Annotated in this window: 12 protein-coding genes; 6 read left to right on the top strand and 6 right to left on the bottom strand. The window is 68.2% G+C overall.

Features of this window, described 5'->3' with window-relative positions:
- Positions 1-49: 49 nt before the first annotated feature.
- Positions 50-1,489: an NCS2 family permease gene (locus PV768_RS11130; protein ID WP_157239444.1), complete on the bottom strand. Its 1,440-nt coding sequence runs from the start codon at positions 1,487-1,489 to the stop codon at positions 50-52.
- 110 nt (positions 1,490-1,599) lie between these two features.
- Here PV768_RS11130 and PV768_RS11125 point away from each other — a divergent pair, with 110 nt between their 5' ends.
- Positions 1,600-2,238, top strand: coding sequence for a copper resistance protein CopC (locus PV768_RS11125; protein ID WP_421093037.1), 639 nt, complete (start codon positions 1,600-1,602; stop codon positions 2,236-2,238).
- A 28-nt stretch (positions 2,239-2,266) separates the two neighbouring features.
- On the opposite strand, the gene PV768_RS11120 is transcribed toward PV768_RS11125, so the two are convergent.
- The gene (locus tag PV768_RS11120) at positions 2,267-2,893 is read right to left on the bottom strand and encodes an FAD-dependent monooxygenase (protein ID WP_321216333.1); all 627 of its coding nucleotides are present in this window, start codon (positions 2,891-2,893) and stop codon (positions 2,267-2,269) included.
- Between the two features lie 424 nt (positions 2,894-3,317).
- Here PV768_RS11120 and PV768_RS11115 point away from each other — a divergent pair, with 424 nt between their 5' ends.
- The 5 genes from PV768_RS11115 (at position 3,318) to PV768_RS11095 (ending at position 10,370) form a co-directional block, all read left to right on the top strand.
- Positions 3,318-4,349, top strand: a complete 1,032-nt coding sequence (locus tag PV768_RS11115; protein WP_157239440.1) for a universal stress protein — start codon at positions 3,318-3,320, stop codon at positions 4,347-4,349.
- 27 nt (positions 4,350-4,376) lie between these two features.
- A complete protein-coding gene (locus PV768_RS11110) occupies positions 4,377-7,163 on the top strand; it encodes a PEP/pyruvate-binding domain-containing protein (protein ID WP_421093036.1) in 2,787 nt (928 codons plus the stop codon).
- A gap of 138 nt (positions 7,164-7,301) precedes the next feature.
- Entirely contained in the window at positions 7,302-8,492 is a 1,191-nt protein-coding gene (locus PV768_RS11105; RefSeq protein WP_421093035.1) for a LolA family protein, read from the top strand.
- Positions 8,493-8,551: 59 nt separating this feature from the next.
- Positions 8,552-9,487 (top strand): ABC transporter ATP-binding protein, encoded by a 936-nt coding sequence (locus PV768_RS11100; protein ID WP_421093034.1) that lies wholly within the window; start codon positions 8,552-8,554, stop codon positions 9,485-9,487.
- Positions 9,477-10,370, top strand: coding sequence for an ABC transporter permease (locus tag PV768_RS11095; RefSeq protein WP_421093033.1), 894 nt, complete (start codon positions 9,477-9,479; stop codon positions 10,368-10,370). Before PV768_RS11100 ends, PV768_RS11095 begins: the two co-directional genes overlap by 11 nt.
- Positions 10,371-10,395: 25 nt before the next feature.
- Here PV768_RS11095 and PV768_RS11090 read toward each other — a convergent pair whose 3' ends face one another.
- From PV768_RS11090 to PV768_RS11075, 4 genes are all read right to left on the bottom strand, one after another.
- Positions 10,396-11,841: a C40 family peptidase gene (locus tag PV768_RS11090; protein ID WP_421093032.1), complete on the bottom strand. Its 1,446-nt coding sequence runs from the start codon at positions 11,839-11,841 to the stop codon at positions 10,396-10,398.
- Between the two features lie 213 nt (positions 11,842-12,054).
- A complete protein-coding gene (locus PV768_RS11085) occupies positions 12,055-12,975 on the bottom strand; it encodes a cation diffusion facilitator family transporter (RefSeq protein ID WP_157239434.1) in 921 nt (306 codons plus the stop codon).
- A 10-nt stretch (positions 12,976-12,985) separates the two neighbouring features.
- Positions 12,986-13,414 (bottom strand): metallopeptidase family protein, encoded by a 429-nt coding sequence (locus tag PV768_RS11080; protein ID WP_157239432.1) that lies wholly within the window; start codon positions 13,412-13,414, stop codon positions 12,986-12,988.
- Positions 13,415-13,423: 9 nt separating this feature from the next.
- The gene (locus PV768_RS11075; RefSeq protein ID WP_421093031.1) at positions 13,424-14,407 is read right to left on the bottom strand and encodes a DMT family transporter; all 984 of its coding nucleotides are present in this window, start codon (positions 14,405-14,407) and stop codon (positions 13,424-13,426) included.
- Between the last annotated feature and the right edge of the window lie 17 nt (positions 14,408-14,424).

Here is a 14,424-nt window from a genome sequence, read left to right as displayed (position 1 = left end):
TCGGCGCAGCGCCGTGCGGGGGGTGTGGGTTCCTGCCCGGGCAGCCGCGCTACATCCCCAGGGCGGCCTCGATGGGGCCGACGGCGAAGAACAGCAGGAAGGCAGCCGCCACGGCCCACATCAGCGGGTGGATCTCCTTGACGCGTCCCTGCACGGTGCGGATCAGCACGAAGGCGATAAACCCGGCGCCCAGGCCGTTGGCGATGGAGTAGGTGAACGGCATCAGCGTGAAGGTCAGGAACGCCGGGATCGCAATGCCCCAGTCCTGCCAGTCGATCTTCCCCACCTGGGACACCATCATGAAGCCCACCACCACCAGAGCCGGCGCCACGGCCTCGAAGGGCACCAGGTTGATCAGCGGGGTGAAGAACATCGCCACCAGGAACAGGAGTCCGGTAACGATCGAGGCAATGCCCGTCCGCGCGCCTTCGCCAATGCCGGCGCCGGCTTCCACGTAGATCTGGTTGGAGGACACCGAGGCGCCGCCGCCCACGATAGCGCCGAGGGCGTCCACCTGGAGGACGCGGTCCACGTCGGGGATGTTGCCGTGTTCATCCACGGTGCCTGCCTCGTTGGCCAGGCCCACCATGGTTCCCATGGCGTCGAAGAAGATGCTGAGCAGGATCACGAACGCCAGCAGCGTGGCTGCCACGAAGCCGAGGTGCTCAAAGGCTCCCAAGGGGTTCGCCTTGCCAATCAGGGACAGGTCCGGGGCGGCCCATCCCGTGAATTTGGGCGCCACCAGGGACCAGCCCTGCGGGTTGAAGGTCTTGCCGTCGAAGCTTGGTCCGATGTGCAGGGTCATCTCCAGGAGCACGGAGATGACGGTGGAGGTGATAATGCCGATCAGGATGGCGCCCTTGACCTTGCGGACCACCAGGGCGATGGTCAGGACCAGGCCGAACACGAACACTGCAGTGGGCCAGCCCAGGAGCTTGCCGTCGAAGCCAAGTCCAACGGGCACGGTGGTGCCGGCCACGTCGGGGATGCGGCGGACGAAGCCCGCATTGACCAGCCCGATGAGCGCGATGAACAGCCCGATGCCCACCACGATGGCCGTCTTGAGTCCGTCCGGTACTGCCTTGAAGACGGCGGTGCGGAACCCGGTGAGGACCAGGATGAGCATGGTCACGCCGGACAGGACCACCAGGCCCATCATGTCCGGCCAGGTCAGTCCCGGATTGGTGGCAACGGTGACGGCGACGAAGGCGTTGACGCCCAGGCCCGTGGCCAGCGCGAAGGGGTGCTTTGCCCAGGCGCCCATCAGGATGGTGAGGAGGCCCGCCACGAAGGCCGTCACGGCGGCGACTGCGGTGAACCCCAACGTGGTGCCGCTGGAGTCCGGGCCGGAGAGGATCAGGGGGTTCAGCACCACGATGTAGCTCATGGCGAAGAATGTGGCGAAGCCGCCGCGGATCTCGCGGGAAAGGTTGGAACCGCGTTCGGTGACCATGAAGTACCGGTCCAGGGCAGAGCCTTGCTTAAGCATTTGTCCTCCGGGGGAGTCTGTGGGGATACCTGAATCCTATGGGGGCGGCGGCCGGGCGGCAGGCAATTTCGCCTAGTCTGTAAGGAAGCCAACACAAGGAGCCCCCCAGCATGCGTCCCGTCCGCCGCCGAATCCTGACCTTTGGGCTCGGATTCCTCGTTTCCGCCGCCGCCGTGCTGGGCGTTGCCGGTCCCGCCGCCGCGCATGATGCAGCCGAGTCCACCAGCCCCGCCCAGGGCGCCTCGGTCACCGCGCCCCCGGAACAGGTTTCGGTCACGTTCAACAAGAACCCGCTTGGGATTGGCGCGTCCATCTCCGTCAAGGACGCCGCCGGCGCCGAGTGGGCAGAAGGTCCCGTGGAGATCGTGGACAACGTGGCGTCCCGGAAGGTCAGGGCGGGAGCCGCGGCCGGGCAGTACACCGTTGCCTGGCGCGTGGTCAGTTCGGACTCGCACCCCATCGAGGGGACGTTTGTTTTTACGGCCGCTTCCGCCGCGCCGGGCACGTCACCGGCGGCAAGTCCGACGGCGGCCGGTACAGTTCCTGCCACCGCTCCGGCCGTTGGCAACGCCCCCGCCATGGGGACCGCCCGGCCCGGAACCACCGCCGAACCAGCGGACCCGGCGGACGCGGGGGAGCCGTTCCAGTGGAGCATCGTCATTTTCGCCGCCGTCGCGGCGGGGCTGCTGGCCACCCTTGCCGTCCTCGCCCGGCGCAGGCTCACGGCGGGCACGGACGAGGAGGGCTGACGGGCGCCGGCGGGGGCCTTGGCGGGCGCTAGCAGGGCAGGGCCGCGAAGCTCCCGGTGCCCGGAAAGGCAACGCGGTCCGGATGCACTTTGGCGGAAATCGCCTGGCCCACGGTCTTGGCCTGGCGCAGGACCTCTTTGGGCGACGGCGTGATGAGCTCGCCCACGCCCACCAGATAAATGCCGATTGCCCGCATGGCAGCGGTGAGGTTGCGGCCCACGGCGATCCCGAAATCGTTGATCATGCGCCGCAACTGGCTGTGCGCGCAGCGGGTCAGGACAATATGGTCCGCCACCAGGATGCCCGAAGGGGTGTGGACTTCCCACCGCGGAGCGGCGGTTCCCGTCGCAGTCCCGGCCAGCATGGTCAACTGGACGGCGCGGGTAGTGTGCCGCACGTCCACGGCGTGGCTGGCGGCGTAATTGCGCAGGTGCCGCAGGATCTCGTTCCGTTCACGAAGGGTGACGGAGTCCGCCGCGTCGCAGCGTTGAAGCGAAGCTGTGTTGGCCGGCTGTGCGGCGCCAAGGATGTCCAGTCCGTCCACCACTATCGAGTCCACCCCGCGGCGGCACAGCTCGGCGGCCACGGCAAGGCCGGACAGGCCCGTGCCAATGATCACAGTGGTGGTCTGCTCGGTCCCGGCATTCCCAGGCATGCTTGACACTACAGGTTCCCTCCTTCGAAGTTTCGGCAGGTGCAGGCGTCCTCGCCCGCGCGCGTCCCGTTACCCCCAAAGTCCGGCCGCAGTACGTTGGCGGGCACCCTGACGGAAAGAGGCAGTAGGCGTCCCGGACCAACAATGTCCTGAAGACTACAGAACATTTCCTGCGGTGGATAGCCCAAGCCGAAAACACTTTCCTGCCGGTTGAAGGCGCTTTCCCGGACGCCCTGGAGTTCCTGTGGATAACCGGACCTTCCGGGCCATGGACAGGCTTGCTATGGCAGGGGCGACGGAGAATAGTGGGAAGCGGAAGCAGGCCTTTCTTCCCAGCTCAGGCCGGGGTAAGGGTGCGCGGGGAACGGTCCGGTTTCTGGCAGAATAGCCGCAACATCAGGCAGTATCGCGAGGAGGCGGCCCCATGGGCGCACCAGAGTTGCATCCGGACCCTCAGGACGGCGGCAGCACTGCTGCTCCCGAGGGAATCGTTGTTGGCGTGGACGGGTCGGACCACGGCCAGTGCGCGCTTGTATGGGCCGCGCGCGAGGCCCGGCGCCGGCGCCGTCCGCTGCATATCGTCACCGCGTACTCCGTACCGATCTTCGCCGCGTCGGGCCTCGACGGCGGCTATGCAACCGTGGACGATTCCGTGATCCGCGAGGGCGCCGAGGCGGTGGCCAAGCAGGCCCTGGACAAGATCTCCACCTACGACATCGATGTCACCGCGTCCGTGGAGAACGGCGATGCCTCCGGCGTGCTGCTGGAGATGTCCAGGACTGCCGAGCTCCTGGTGTTTGGCACCCGCGGACGGGGCGGATTCGTGGGCAGGCTCCTCGGCTCGGTGAGCAGCGCCCTGCCCGCCCACGCCAAATGCCCCACCGTGACGGTCCCGCTGATCTGCGCGGACCGGCTGGGCGAGACCACCGAGGACAGGCGCATCAAAGCCGAGCAGGCCAAAGCCGGGCACCAGCGCGTGGAGAACGTGGTGGTGGTGGGTGTTGACGGCTCGGAGCAGGCACGGGTGGCCGTCCTGGAGGCGGCAGAGGAGGCAGAACGCATGGGCGCCACGCTGCGCGTCGTCTGCGCCGTCCCGCAGTACAGCGGCTCGCTGGCATGGGTGCCGGCCCCCATGGACCGCAAGGCCCTCTTTGCCGACATCCAGGTGACCCTGGACGCCGGCATGGCCTGGCTGCGCAGCCACTTCCCCAATCTCCATGCCGAATCAGAGCTGAAGGACGGCTCGCCGGTTGACGTCCTCGTCGAGGAGAGCCGGCATGTGGAACTTGTGGTTGTGGGTACCCGCGGCCGGGGCGGCTTCACGGGGATGCTCCTGGGCTCAACGTCCGACGGCATACTCCACCATGCCAAGGGCCCCGTCATGGTGGTGCCGGACCGAGAGGACCGCCGCCTGGCGGACCGTGCCAAGTTCGGACCGGTTCTCGGCTCATCCTGACGAGATCCTGCTGCCAGGAGCTTCGCGATGGCTGCCGACCCATCAGGAACGGCCGGGCAGGGACCCGGCCAACAGTCCGGGGACACCGCCCCTGCCTTGATCCTTCGCCTCAGCCAGGTGGACGGGAGCATGCTTCCACAGGTCGGAGGCAAGGCAGCCAACCTCGGTGAGCTGATAGCAGCCGGGTTGCCCGTGCCGGACGGGTTCTGCCTGACCACAGCGGCCTACCGGGAGGCCACCAGGACCGTGCAGGACGGCGCGCTCGCAGAGCTGGGCAGGCTCCAGGCTGTCCTTCCCCCGGGAACGCCCGGCGGGACCACGGAACTTGCCGGGATGGCCGGCAAAGCACGCGAGTCCATCCGCGCCACCCCGGTTCCGCCGCGGATCGTTGCCGCCGTCGAGCAGGCATATGAGGCGCTGGGAAAAGCGGTTCCGGTGGCGGTAAGGTCCTCCGCCACGGCAGAGGACCTTCCGTTCGCGAGCTTCGCCGGCCAGCAGGACACCTACCTGAATGTCATAGGCATCGGCGCCGTCCTTGAGGCCGTGCGGGACTGTTGGGCATCCCTCTGGACAGACCGGGCAGTGGCCTACCGGGCCGCGCTGGGGATCAAGCCGCACGAAGTAGCCCTCGCCGTCGTGGTCCAGCGGATGGTTGACGCCCGGGCCGCCGGAGTGATGTTCACGGCCAATCCACTGACCGGCAGGCGCCGGGAAGCTGTCATCGATGCTGCCCCGGGGCTCGGCGAAGCGGTGGTTTCCGGAGCGGTCAATCCGGACCACTATGTTGTGGACACCGAAATGTCCCGGGTCCTCGAGCGGAAACTGGGGGATAAACGCCTCATCGCCCGGCCCCTTCCCGGCGGCGGAACCGAGGTACGGGACATGCCGGGCCAAGCGGACGCAGCCAGCCTTACCGACGAACAGGCCATTGGGCTTGCAGCCCTGGGCATGCAGGCTGAAAGGCACTTCGGTTCGCCGCAGGACACCGAATGGGCCATCGACACCGGCGGGGCGCTCTGGCTGACGCAGTCGAGGCCCATCACCACACTTTTCCCGGTGCCGGAACGCCAGTCCGGAGGTGGAGGAACCAGGGTGTACTTGTGCTTCAGCCTCGCCCAGGGCCTCACCCGCCCCCTCACTCCCATGGGCCTGGCTTCACTGCGGCTCGTTGCCTCTTCCGTGGCCAAAGCCGCAGGGTTCGCAGTCCCGGACCCCCGGCGCGGTCCACCACCGTATGCGGAGGCAGCCCAGCGACTCTACTTCGATCTCACAACGCCGGTCAGGAGCAGCGTGGGGCGGCGGCTCCTTCCACGGGTCTTCGACGTCATGGAAGCCAGGTCCGCCATGGTGCTGCGACAGGTCTTTGCGGACCCCCGGTTTTCGGTAACCCGCAAGACCCCGCTCGGACTCCTGCGCCATGTCCTGCCGGCAGCGGTGCGGGCCCGCGTCCCCGAGGCCGTGCTCCGGGGACTGTTCCGGCCCAAGGCGGCGCTGCGCCGGCTGGACCGCTTCACCCGGCAATTCGCCGAGGATCTCGAATTGGAGGCCGGGGCGGGACCCCTTCAGCGGCTCGACCATGCGGAGCGGCTCCTGGGCGGCCGGCTCTTTGCGGTGGTTCCCGCCATCCTGCCCTTGGCCGCGTTGGGATTCGCCATGCTGTGGCTGGCCGGAAAGCTCCTCGGCGGCTGGGACCGCTGGAAGGACCTGGAGAAGGTGCTTCGGGGCCTGCCGCGGAACGTGACCACGGAGATGGACCTGGACCTGTGGCGGCTTGCATCAGCAATCAGGGACGACCGCGAGTCACGCACGGCCTTGGTGGAAGGGCAGCCATCCGAACTGGCGGCGGAGTTCAGGGCGGGCAACCTCCCTGTCGTCCTGCACGCGGGCCTGGTGCGGTTCCTCGACCGCTACGGGCAGCGGGCCGTGGCCGAAATCGATGTGGGCATGCCCCGGTGGTCGGATGATCCCACGCACATCCTGGGTGTCCTTGCCAACTACCTGCGCCTCACTGATCCCGGCATGGCGCCGGACGTGCAGTTCAGCAGGGCGAGCGCCGAGGCAGAGGCCCAGGTGGAGCGCCTGGTTGCCGAGGCCCGGAGCCGCGGCAGGGTGCGCGCGCTGCTGGTTGCTGCCGCACTGCGCCGCACCAGGCTCTTCGCCGGGCTGCGGGAACTGCCCAAGTACCAGCTGGTCCTGGGCCTCGCCGAAGTACGCAGGCAGGTGGCCCACGTGGGAGCTGTGCTGGCATCCGCCGGCCAGTTGGAGCACCCGGACGATGTCTTCTTCCTCGATTTCGAGGAAGTCCGGCGTGCCCTGGACAGCGGGGACGCGAATGCAGCCAGCCAGCCGCGAAAGCTGCCCGGACTCGTCCTGGAACGGCGCGCCGCCTACGCCGGCGAACTTGGCCGGCGGCACGTCCCCAGGGTCCTGCTTTCGGACGGAACCGAGCCCGAAGTGCTCCATGCTGCGGCTGCCGGAGCGGCCGCCGGGGCCGGGAACGGCGCGCTGTCCGGCAGCCCCGCATCAGCGGGCTCGGCCACCGGTCCCGCCCGGGTAATTCTGGATCCCATGGGTGCCCGCCTTGAACCCGGGGAGATCCTGGTGGCGCCGTCCACCGACCCCGGATGGACCCCCTTGTTCCTGACTGCCGGCGGCCTGGTGATGGAAATGGGCGGGCCCAACTCGCACGGTGCCGTGGTGGCCCGGGAGTACGGCATTCCCGCCGTGGTGGGGGTTGCGGAGGCCACCTCGCGGCTTGCCACCGGACAAAGAATAACGGTCGACGGCGGCGCTGGAACCGTCGTGCCCGCCTAGCCCCCTGCGGGCCGCCCGGCACGTGTAGGGAGCGTTCCTGAGGCGTACCCTTGGATTATGGGCTCCAAGGACGGAGACGGCCGGACAATGAGCGGCCGGTATGCGCTACCCGGACGCGGCCAGGTCGCGGGACGCGGCATGAACCGGTCCTTTCTGCGATGGGTTCCTGCCGCGGCCGTTCCTGCAGTGATCGCGGCTGGGGTGCTGGTGGGATCCTTCCCGGCACGGGCCGGCGATCCCCTTCCTGAGAAGACTCCGGCCGAAGTGATCGCCCTGCTCGGTTCCCACACCGCGCACACTTTTTCGGGCACACTGGAACAGTCCTCGGACCTGGGGCTGCCGGAGTTGCCGGCAACCGGTCCCGCATCCGGGCCCGCCTCGGCCGGCGCGGCAGCGTCCGCGATCGAGTTCCTTACCGGCCGCCACACTGCACGGGTCTTCGTGGACGGCAAGGACAAAGCACGCGTCCAGGTAGTGGACCGGCTCGCGGAACGGGACATCATCCGGCGCGGCAGTGACGTCTGGTTCTACTCGTCCAAGGACAATTCTGCGGCGCACCTGGCACTGCCGGCCCATGCCAGCGACCTGCCGATGATGGACCCTGGCCATCAGCTTCCTGGCACTTCCCCCACTGATCATGTCCCGGACGGGATGCCCGTTCCGAAAACACCCCATGAACTGGCAGAGAAATTCCTTGCCGCGGCGGACAGCTCAACTGCCGTGACAATCGGCCCTGACCTCAACGTTGCAGGCCGGCGCGCATACAACCTCGTCCTCGAGCCGCGCACGGAGGGAACACTTGTTGGCAAGGTAGCCATCGCCGTCGACGGGGAGAACGGCATGCCGCTCTCCGTGAAGGTCACCGCGCGCGGCGCGGAGGCGCCGGCGTTCAGCGCCGGATTCACCAGCCTCTCCCTGGAAGCCCCTGATGACGCCCTCTTCAGCTTCGTCCCGCCGCCGGGCAGCACGGTGAAGGAACTGCAGCCCCCGCATCCCACGCGCTGGCCACTCAGCTCCGGGTTGCCCGGCAACCCCGGAATGCGCCTCACCCCGGACCAGCTCGCCGCCGATGTCCAGGGCAAGGCCCGGCCCTACCTGACAGGGTCGGGCTGGGAGACCGTGGTGAAACTTCCGGCAGGAACCGAAGCCGGAACAACCCTTAGCCAGGTGCTGGCGCAGAATCCGGTGCTGGCCCAGGCCGCCGTCGTTGTTCCTGGCGGGCGGGTGCTCTCCACTGCACTGTTCACCGTCCTGCTCACCGACGACGGCCGCATCTATGCGGGCATGGTTCCGGCGGGCACACTGCAAGCCGCATCCTCGGCCCCGTGACGGGCGCATCAGGGCTTCGTGGACCCTGGGCGTACGGCCTGACCATCGAAACACGGGGATTGACAAAGCATTTCGGCCAGCAGGTAGCCGTGGACAGCCTGGATCTTGCCGTGCCGGCTGGTGCCGTCTTTGGCTTCCTGGGGCCCAATGGCTCCGGAAAGACAACCACCATACGGATGCTGCTGGGCCTCGCGGCCGCTTCCGCCGGCACGGTCAAACTGCTCGGAAAGGAGATGCCGGGCAGTTTCCAGGATGTCCTGCCGCGCGTTGGGGTGCTCGTGGAGGGGCCGGCCTTCTACCCGTTCCTGTCCGGAACGGCGAACCTGCACCGGCTCGATGCCGCAGGCCGGCACGCCGACCCCGCAACGCGAAAGGCAAGGGTGGGCACGGCGCTGGAACGGGTAGGGCTCAGCCATGCCGCCGGCAAGCGTGTCCATGCCTATTCGCTGGGCATGAAACAACGGCTGGGGATCGCCAACGCCCTGCTGTCGCCCCGCGAACTGCTGGTGCTGGATGAGCCCACCAACGGCCTGGACCCACAGGGCACACGGGAAGTGCGGAACCTGGTACGGTCCTTGGCAGCTGACGGAACCACCGTTTTCGTCTCCAGCCACCTGCTGGCCGAGGTGGAACAGATCTGCACCCATGCCGCCGTCATGAGTGCGGGCAGGCTCGTTGCCCAGGGTCCCCTTTCGGACCTGCGCCGGTCAGGCAGTTCGCGCATGCGCCTGGTGACCCCGGACGCGGGCCAGGCATCCACCGTCCTGGTCCGGCTGGGGCTGGCCCCGGAGGAAGGACCGCCCCAGCCGGACGGGCAGGTGCTCACGGCCGACCTTGCCCGCAACGGCATCGGAGCGGCACACCCTGCCCCGGAGGAGCTGGTGGCTGCGCTGGTGCAGGCGGGCGTCCGGGTCCGCGGCTTTGCGGTGGAACGGGAGAGCCTCGAGGACCGGTTTGTCGCCTTGACCGGGGAGGGGTTCGACGTTGCCCAGTAGCGTGCCGGACCAGGACGTGCCGGACCAGGACCAGGAAACATCCGCCGGGGCCGTGGCGCCCCCGCGCGGAGCCGGCTGGTCTCTTCTCGGCTCGGAAATCGCGGTGCTGTTCCGGCGCCGGCGAACCTGGGCCCTGCTGCTGGCACTGGCCGCCCTCCCGGTCCTGATTGCGGTGGCCGTCCGGGTCTCCTCGGCCGTTCCCCCCGGGCGGGGTCCGGCCTTCCTGGACCGCATTACGCAGAACGGCCTGTTCGTGGCGTTCACCGCCATGCTGGTGTCCGTCCCGCTTTTCCTGCCGCTCACGGTCGGGGTGGTGGCGGGCGACACCATCGCAGGCGAGGCAAACCTGGGAACGCTCAGGTACCTGCTGGTTGCCCCGACGGGCCGTGTCCGGCTGCTCCTGGTGAAATACGCCGGCGCGCTGGCCTTCTGCCTGACTGCGCCGGTCACGGTGGCCCTCGCCGGGGCCGCCATCGGGGCAGCGCTTTTCCCCGTGGGGCCGGTGACCCTGCTGTCAGGGGACGTCATCCAGCCTTCGGAGGCCGCGCTCCGCCTCCTCCTGATCGCCGCATACCTGGCCGTCTCCCTGGCCGGGCTGTCCGCGATTGGGTTGTTCCTGTCCACCCTCACCGTGGTTCCGGTGGGTGCCATGGCCGCCACGGTGGTGATCTCCGTAGTGTCCCAGGTCCTCGACCAACTGCCACAGCTCGAATGGCTGCACCCGTGGCTCTTCAGCCACTACTGGCTGGGCTTCGGGGACCTGCTCCGCCAGCCCGTACTGTGGGACTCGTTCGCCAGCAACGCACTGCTGCAGGCGGGATACGTGGCCGTGTTCGGCGCGCTCGCGTACGGCCGGTTCGTCACCAAGGACGTCCTGAGCTAACTGCGCGCCTTTGGTGGCGGCCGGCCTAGTAGCGCGCGGCGTACGGGTAGAGCTGCATCCCGGCCATGGCGCTGAGCTGGGTCACCCCGATGCCCTCCTGCGGGTTCAGCGCGTGGACCACCTGCCCGTTCCCGAGGTAAATGGCTACATGGTAGAAGTTCGACGGCGAGCCCCACACCAGCAGGTCCCCGCGCCGTGCCTGGGAGAGGGGAACGTGCGTGGAGGCGGATGCGTACTGCTGTCCGGCCGTGCGCGGGAGGTTCTTTCCGGCGGCGGCGAACGCCGCCTGCACCAGGCCTGAGCAGTCAAAACCGTAGGGGCCGGTTCCGCCCCATTGGTAATAGTAGGGCGCGCCTACCTTCGCCAGGGCGGCCGAGATGGCCGCCTCATAGGTTCCTCCGCCAAGGGACGGGGCGGGTGCCGGGGCGGGGGCGGGTACCGCGGGGGCTGGAGCCGGGGCGGGCGCAGGCGCTGGAGCCGGCGCAGCGGGCGGGACGGGCACAGGCGCTGGAGCCGCCGCGGGCGGGGGAGCCGCGGGAGCGGGAAGTGCCGGTGCCGCCGGTGCTGCAGCGGCAGGCCGGTCGCCCGCGGTGGTCCGCTGCTCAGGGGCTGCCGCCTCTGCCGCCGCTTTTTCGGCCGCAGCCGCCAGTGCCGTCAGCCCGGCCTCTTCCCGTTGCCGGTCCAGGGCGTCCACCCGGGCCGATTCCAGTGCCACAGTGGTGTTCCGGAGTTGGGCCAGCTGGTCCACCAGGACAGTGCGCTGTGCCTTGGCGTCCGCCACTGCCTTGGCGGAGGCTGCGTTGGCTTCGTCAGCCTGGGACTTCCGGGTTTCGGCTGTTCGGGCTGCCTCGTCCGCGGCCTTCGTGGCTTCTTCTGCTGCCGCGGTCAGGGAACGTGTTGCTTCGGCGGCGGCGTCTGCAGCCTCAAAGGCCCGGCTCCGGCCGGCCGAGAGCGCCTGGAGGGTGGCTGCCTGCTGAAGGGTTTCTCCGCCGCCGCTGGCCAGCGTGCCAAGCGTGGGGTTCAGGCCGCCGTTGCGGTAGAGGTCGCCGGCCAGCTGCCCCACCTGCCTGCGGGTTTTGTCCTGCTGCTCCTGCGCTGTCGCAGCCCTGGCTGACGCCGCTGCCGCTGCGGAGCTGCGCTGCTGCAGCTCCACAAGGGCTTCGCTGTAAGCGTTGTTTGCCTGCATTGCCACGGCAAAAGCGGCCTGCCGGGACTCAGAGGCGGAGCCAAGGATCCGTTCGATCACTGCCACCTGGTCCGCGGCGGCGGCCTCGTTTGATTTCGCTGCGGCGATGTCTTCCGCCGAGGGGACTTCCGGCGAGGCCGGGATGGAAAAAGAGGGCCGTTGCGGGGCGGGCAGCGCGCCTGCGGGCGCTGCCGCAGTCCCCACCATCACGACGGCGGCACACACCACGGCGGACTTGCCCAGGGTAGTGCGCAGCGACTTGCGAAAGGAATTGTTTGAAACCATCTGCAGGAACCTCGAAGCGGTAGGGCTGGAGGTCCTGGTGGAGGCACAACAGTGCCCCTCTGATGCCCGCCAGCAGTCCGAGGTTACGCGACCCCTTGCACTTTGGCAACAATAGTCACATCACTAACATAAAACACATCAGTGTCATTTGACCGGACCCGCGGAACGGCGTGTCGCGTCGGACGTTCCGGTTAACCCGGCGGCATGGCTTGGCTAGGCGTGCTGATGGGCCTCGTGCTCGGAATGCGTGGCGGGTTCCAGCTGGAAGGTGCAGTGGTCCGTGTCGAAGTGCGAGCCCAGGCAGGTGACCAGCTTGTCCAGAAGCTGGTCCGCGCCGCGTGCGTTGAGCACCCCGTCCTCCACCACCACATGCGCGGAAAAGACCGGAACGCCGGATGTGATGGTCCAGATGTGGATGTCGTGCACGTCCGTGACGCCTTCGACGGAAAGGATGTGCTCACGGATCATCTGTACTTCCACCCCCTTGGGGCTGGCCTCCAGAAGCACATCCACCACGTCGCGGAGCAGGGACCAGGCCCGAGGCAGGATCAGCAGGGCGATCACCACGGAAGCGATGGTGTCCGCGGCCTGGAAGCCGGTCACCATGATCACCACGGCGGCAGCAATGACAGCGAAGGATCCCAGCAGGTCACCGAGCACTTCCAGGTAGGCGCCGCGCACGTTGAGGCTCTCCTGGTGGGCGCCGTGCAGGATCAGGAGGGAGGCCACGTTCGCTGCCGCGCCGAGGATGGCGGCGAAAAGCATGATGTTGGTCTGCACTTCCGGCGCCGCGCCGATCCGGCGCACCGCTTCGGTGAAGATGACAACGGAGATCACCACCAGGATCAATGCGTTGGCCAGTGCGGCAAGCACCTCTGCTCGCTGGTAGCCATAGGTTCTCTGGTCGCTGGCAGGCCGTCCCGCTATCCAGGCGGCCAGCAGGGCGATTGTCACGCCCGCCGCGTCAGAGAGCATATGGCCCGCATCGGCCAGCAGGGACAATGATCCGGAAAGGACGGCGCCCACCACCTGGACCAGGACCACGGCGAGCGTGATCACCAGGACAGCCACCAGCCGTTTCCGGTGCCGGCCGGTCGCGGTGATTCCGTGGGTGTGGCTGTGGTCGTGTCCCATGCCTACAAGGCTAGCCCCAGCCGAGCTCGTGCAGCCGGTGGTCGTCTATCCCGAAGTGGTGGGCGATTTCGTGCACCACTGTCACCGCAACTTCGTGGATGACGTCCTCCCGTGAGGAGCAGATCTCCAGGATGGGTTCGCGGTAGATGGTGATCCTGTCCGGAAGCGAGCCGGCGTCCCACCAGGAATCACGTTCGGTCAGCGGCACGCCTTCGTAGAGCCCCAGCAGGACCGTGTCCGGGTCCTCTCCGGGTTTTGGCACGTAGTCGTCCTCGATGAAGACCGCCACGTTGTCCATGGCGGCCGCCAGCTTCTCCGGGATGCTGTCCAGGGCGTCCTGGACGGCGGCCTCGAACTCGTCCTCGGGCATGGTGAAGCGAAGGGGCTCGCTGGGGCCTTCAGGAACGGTCGGCAGTCCCGGCGGCAGGCTGGCTGGCATACCTGGATTCTAGCGGGAGGCGGACGGCCCGGCCCCGCGTGCAGCCTTGCTCCTGCGCCGGGTCAGACCCACGCCGACCAGGCAGACCAGTCCGCCAACCAGGCCCAGGACGCCGGGAATTTCACCGAGCAGCAGCCAGGAAATCAGGATGGTGGTTCCGGGCACCAGGTACGTGGTGGCGGCCAGCTTCCCCGCATCCACCAGTGAGAGCGCGTACGCCCAGGTGGTGAAGGCGATCGCTGTTGGAAAGACGCCAAGGTAGGCGAGGCCCCAGGTTGCCTGCGGCGGCGCGGCCTGGACCTCGGCTATGAGCTGGCCGGTAAAGGGCAGGCAACACACCGCGCCCACAAGGATCCCGAACCAGGTGGCTTGTGCTGCAGGAAACTTCCGCAGCACCGGCTTCTGGATGATGACGCTGACTGCGGCGAGCACGGCGGCAAGGAGGCATAGCAGCACGCCTGCCACGTCCGCCGTCGTGCGTTCCCCTGGCGCGGAAGCCTGGCCGGACCCGAAGGCGATCAACGCCACCCCGGCGAAGGCAACCAGGCTCCCGATGATCAGCCACCGCGGGAAGCCCTCCTTGAGGAAAATGCCGGCCATGATGGCCACAAGGATGGGGTTGACATTGATCAGCAGGGCGCTGGTGCCGGCGTCAAGCACGTGCTCTGCGGCGTTCAGCGCCACGTTGTACCCACCGAACCACATCACTCCGTAGGCGAGGATGGGCCACCATTCCCGTCCCCGGGGCAGCAGCCTGCTCTTCAGCAGTTGGGGGAGGACCAGCAGGGCCAGTACGACGGCGGCAATCACCAGCCGGCCGAGCGTTAGGGAGCCGGGGGAAAAGTGTGGGCCTATCGCCCGGATACCCACAAAGGCCGATGCCCAAAGGACTACGGTCACCACCATGGCGGCCACTCCGAGAGCCTTCACCCGGGCGGCGGCGGCTTGGGGAGGTGCAGTGGCGGTAGGGCTGGCGGGGCTGGTTGAAGGCATGAAGCAAATCTAGCCGC

Source organism: Pseudarthrobacter sp. CC4 (assembly GCF_048957775.1).
Classification (GTDB): domain Bacteria; phylum Actinomycetota; class Actinomycetes; order Actinomycetales; family Micrococcaceae; genus Arthrobacter.
Note: the sequence above shows the minus strand (reverse complement) of the source record. Positions and strands in the feature narration are given on the sequence as shown.

Bases quoted from the DNA above. Each gene is read 5' to 3' on its own strand.
- PV768_RS11105 (WP_421093035.1), top strand. From the start codon at position 7,302: ATGAACCGGTCCTTTCTGCGATGGGTTCCTGCCGCGGCCGTTCCTGCA.
- PV768_RS11090 (WP_421093032.1), bottom strand. From the start codon at position 11,841: ATGGTTTCAAACAATTCCTTTCGCAAGTCGCTGCGCACTACCCTGGGC.
- PV768_RS11075 (WP_421093031.1), bottom strand. From the start codon at position 14,407: ATGCCTTCAACCAGCCCCGCCAGCCCTACCGCCACTGCACCTCCCCAA.
- PV768_RS11110 (WP_421093036.1), top strand. From the start codon at position 4,377: ATGGCTGCCGACCCATCAGGAACGGCCGGGCAGGGACCCGGCCAACAG.
- PV768_RS11130 (WP_157239444.1), bottom strand. From the start codon at position 1,489: ATGCTTAAGCAAGGCTCTGCCCTGGACCGGTACTTCATGGTCACCGAA.
- PV768_RS11125 (WP_421093037.1), top strand. From the start codon at position 1,600: ATGCGTCCCGTCCGCCGCCGAATCCTGACCTTTGGGCTCGGATTCCTC.
- PV768_RS11080 (WP_157239432.1), bottom strand. From the start codon at position 13,414: ATGCCAGCCAGCCTGCCGCCGGGACTGCCGACCGTTCCTGAAGGCCCC.
- PV768_RS11085 (WP_157239434.1), bottom strand. From the start codon at position 12,975: ATGGGACACGACCACAGCCACACCCACGGAATCACCGCGACCGGCCGG.
- PV768_RS11120 (WP_321216333.1), bottom strand. From the start codon at position 2,893: ATGCCTGGGAATGCCGGGACCGAGCAGACCACCACTGTGATCATTGGC.
- PV768_RS11115 (WP_157239440.1), top strand. From the start codon at position 3,318: ATGGGCGCACCAGAGTTGCATCCGGACCCTCAGGACGGCGGCAGCACT.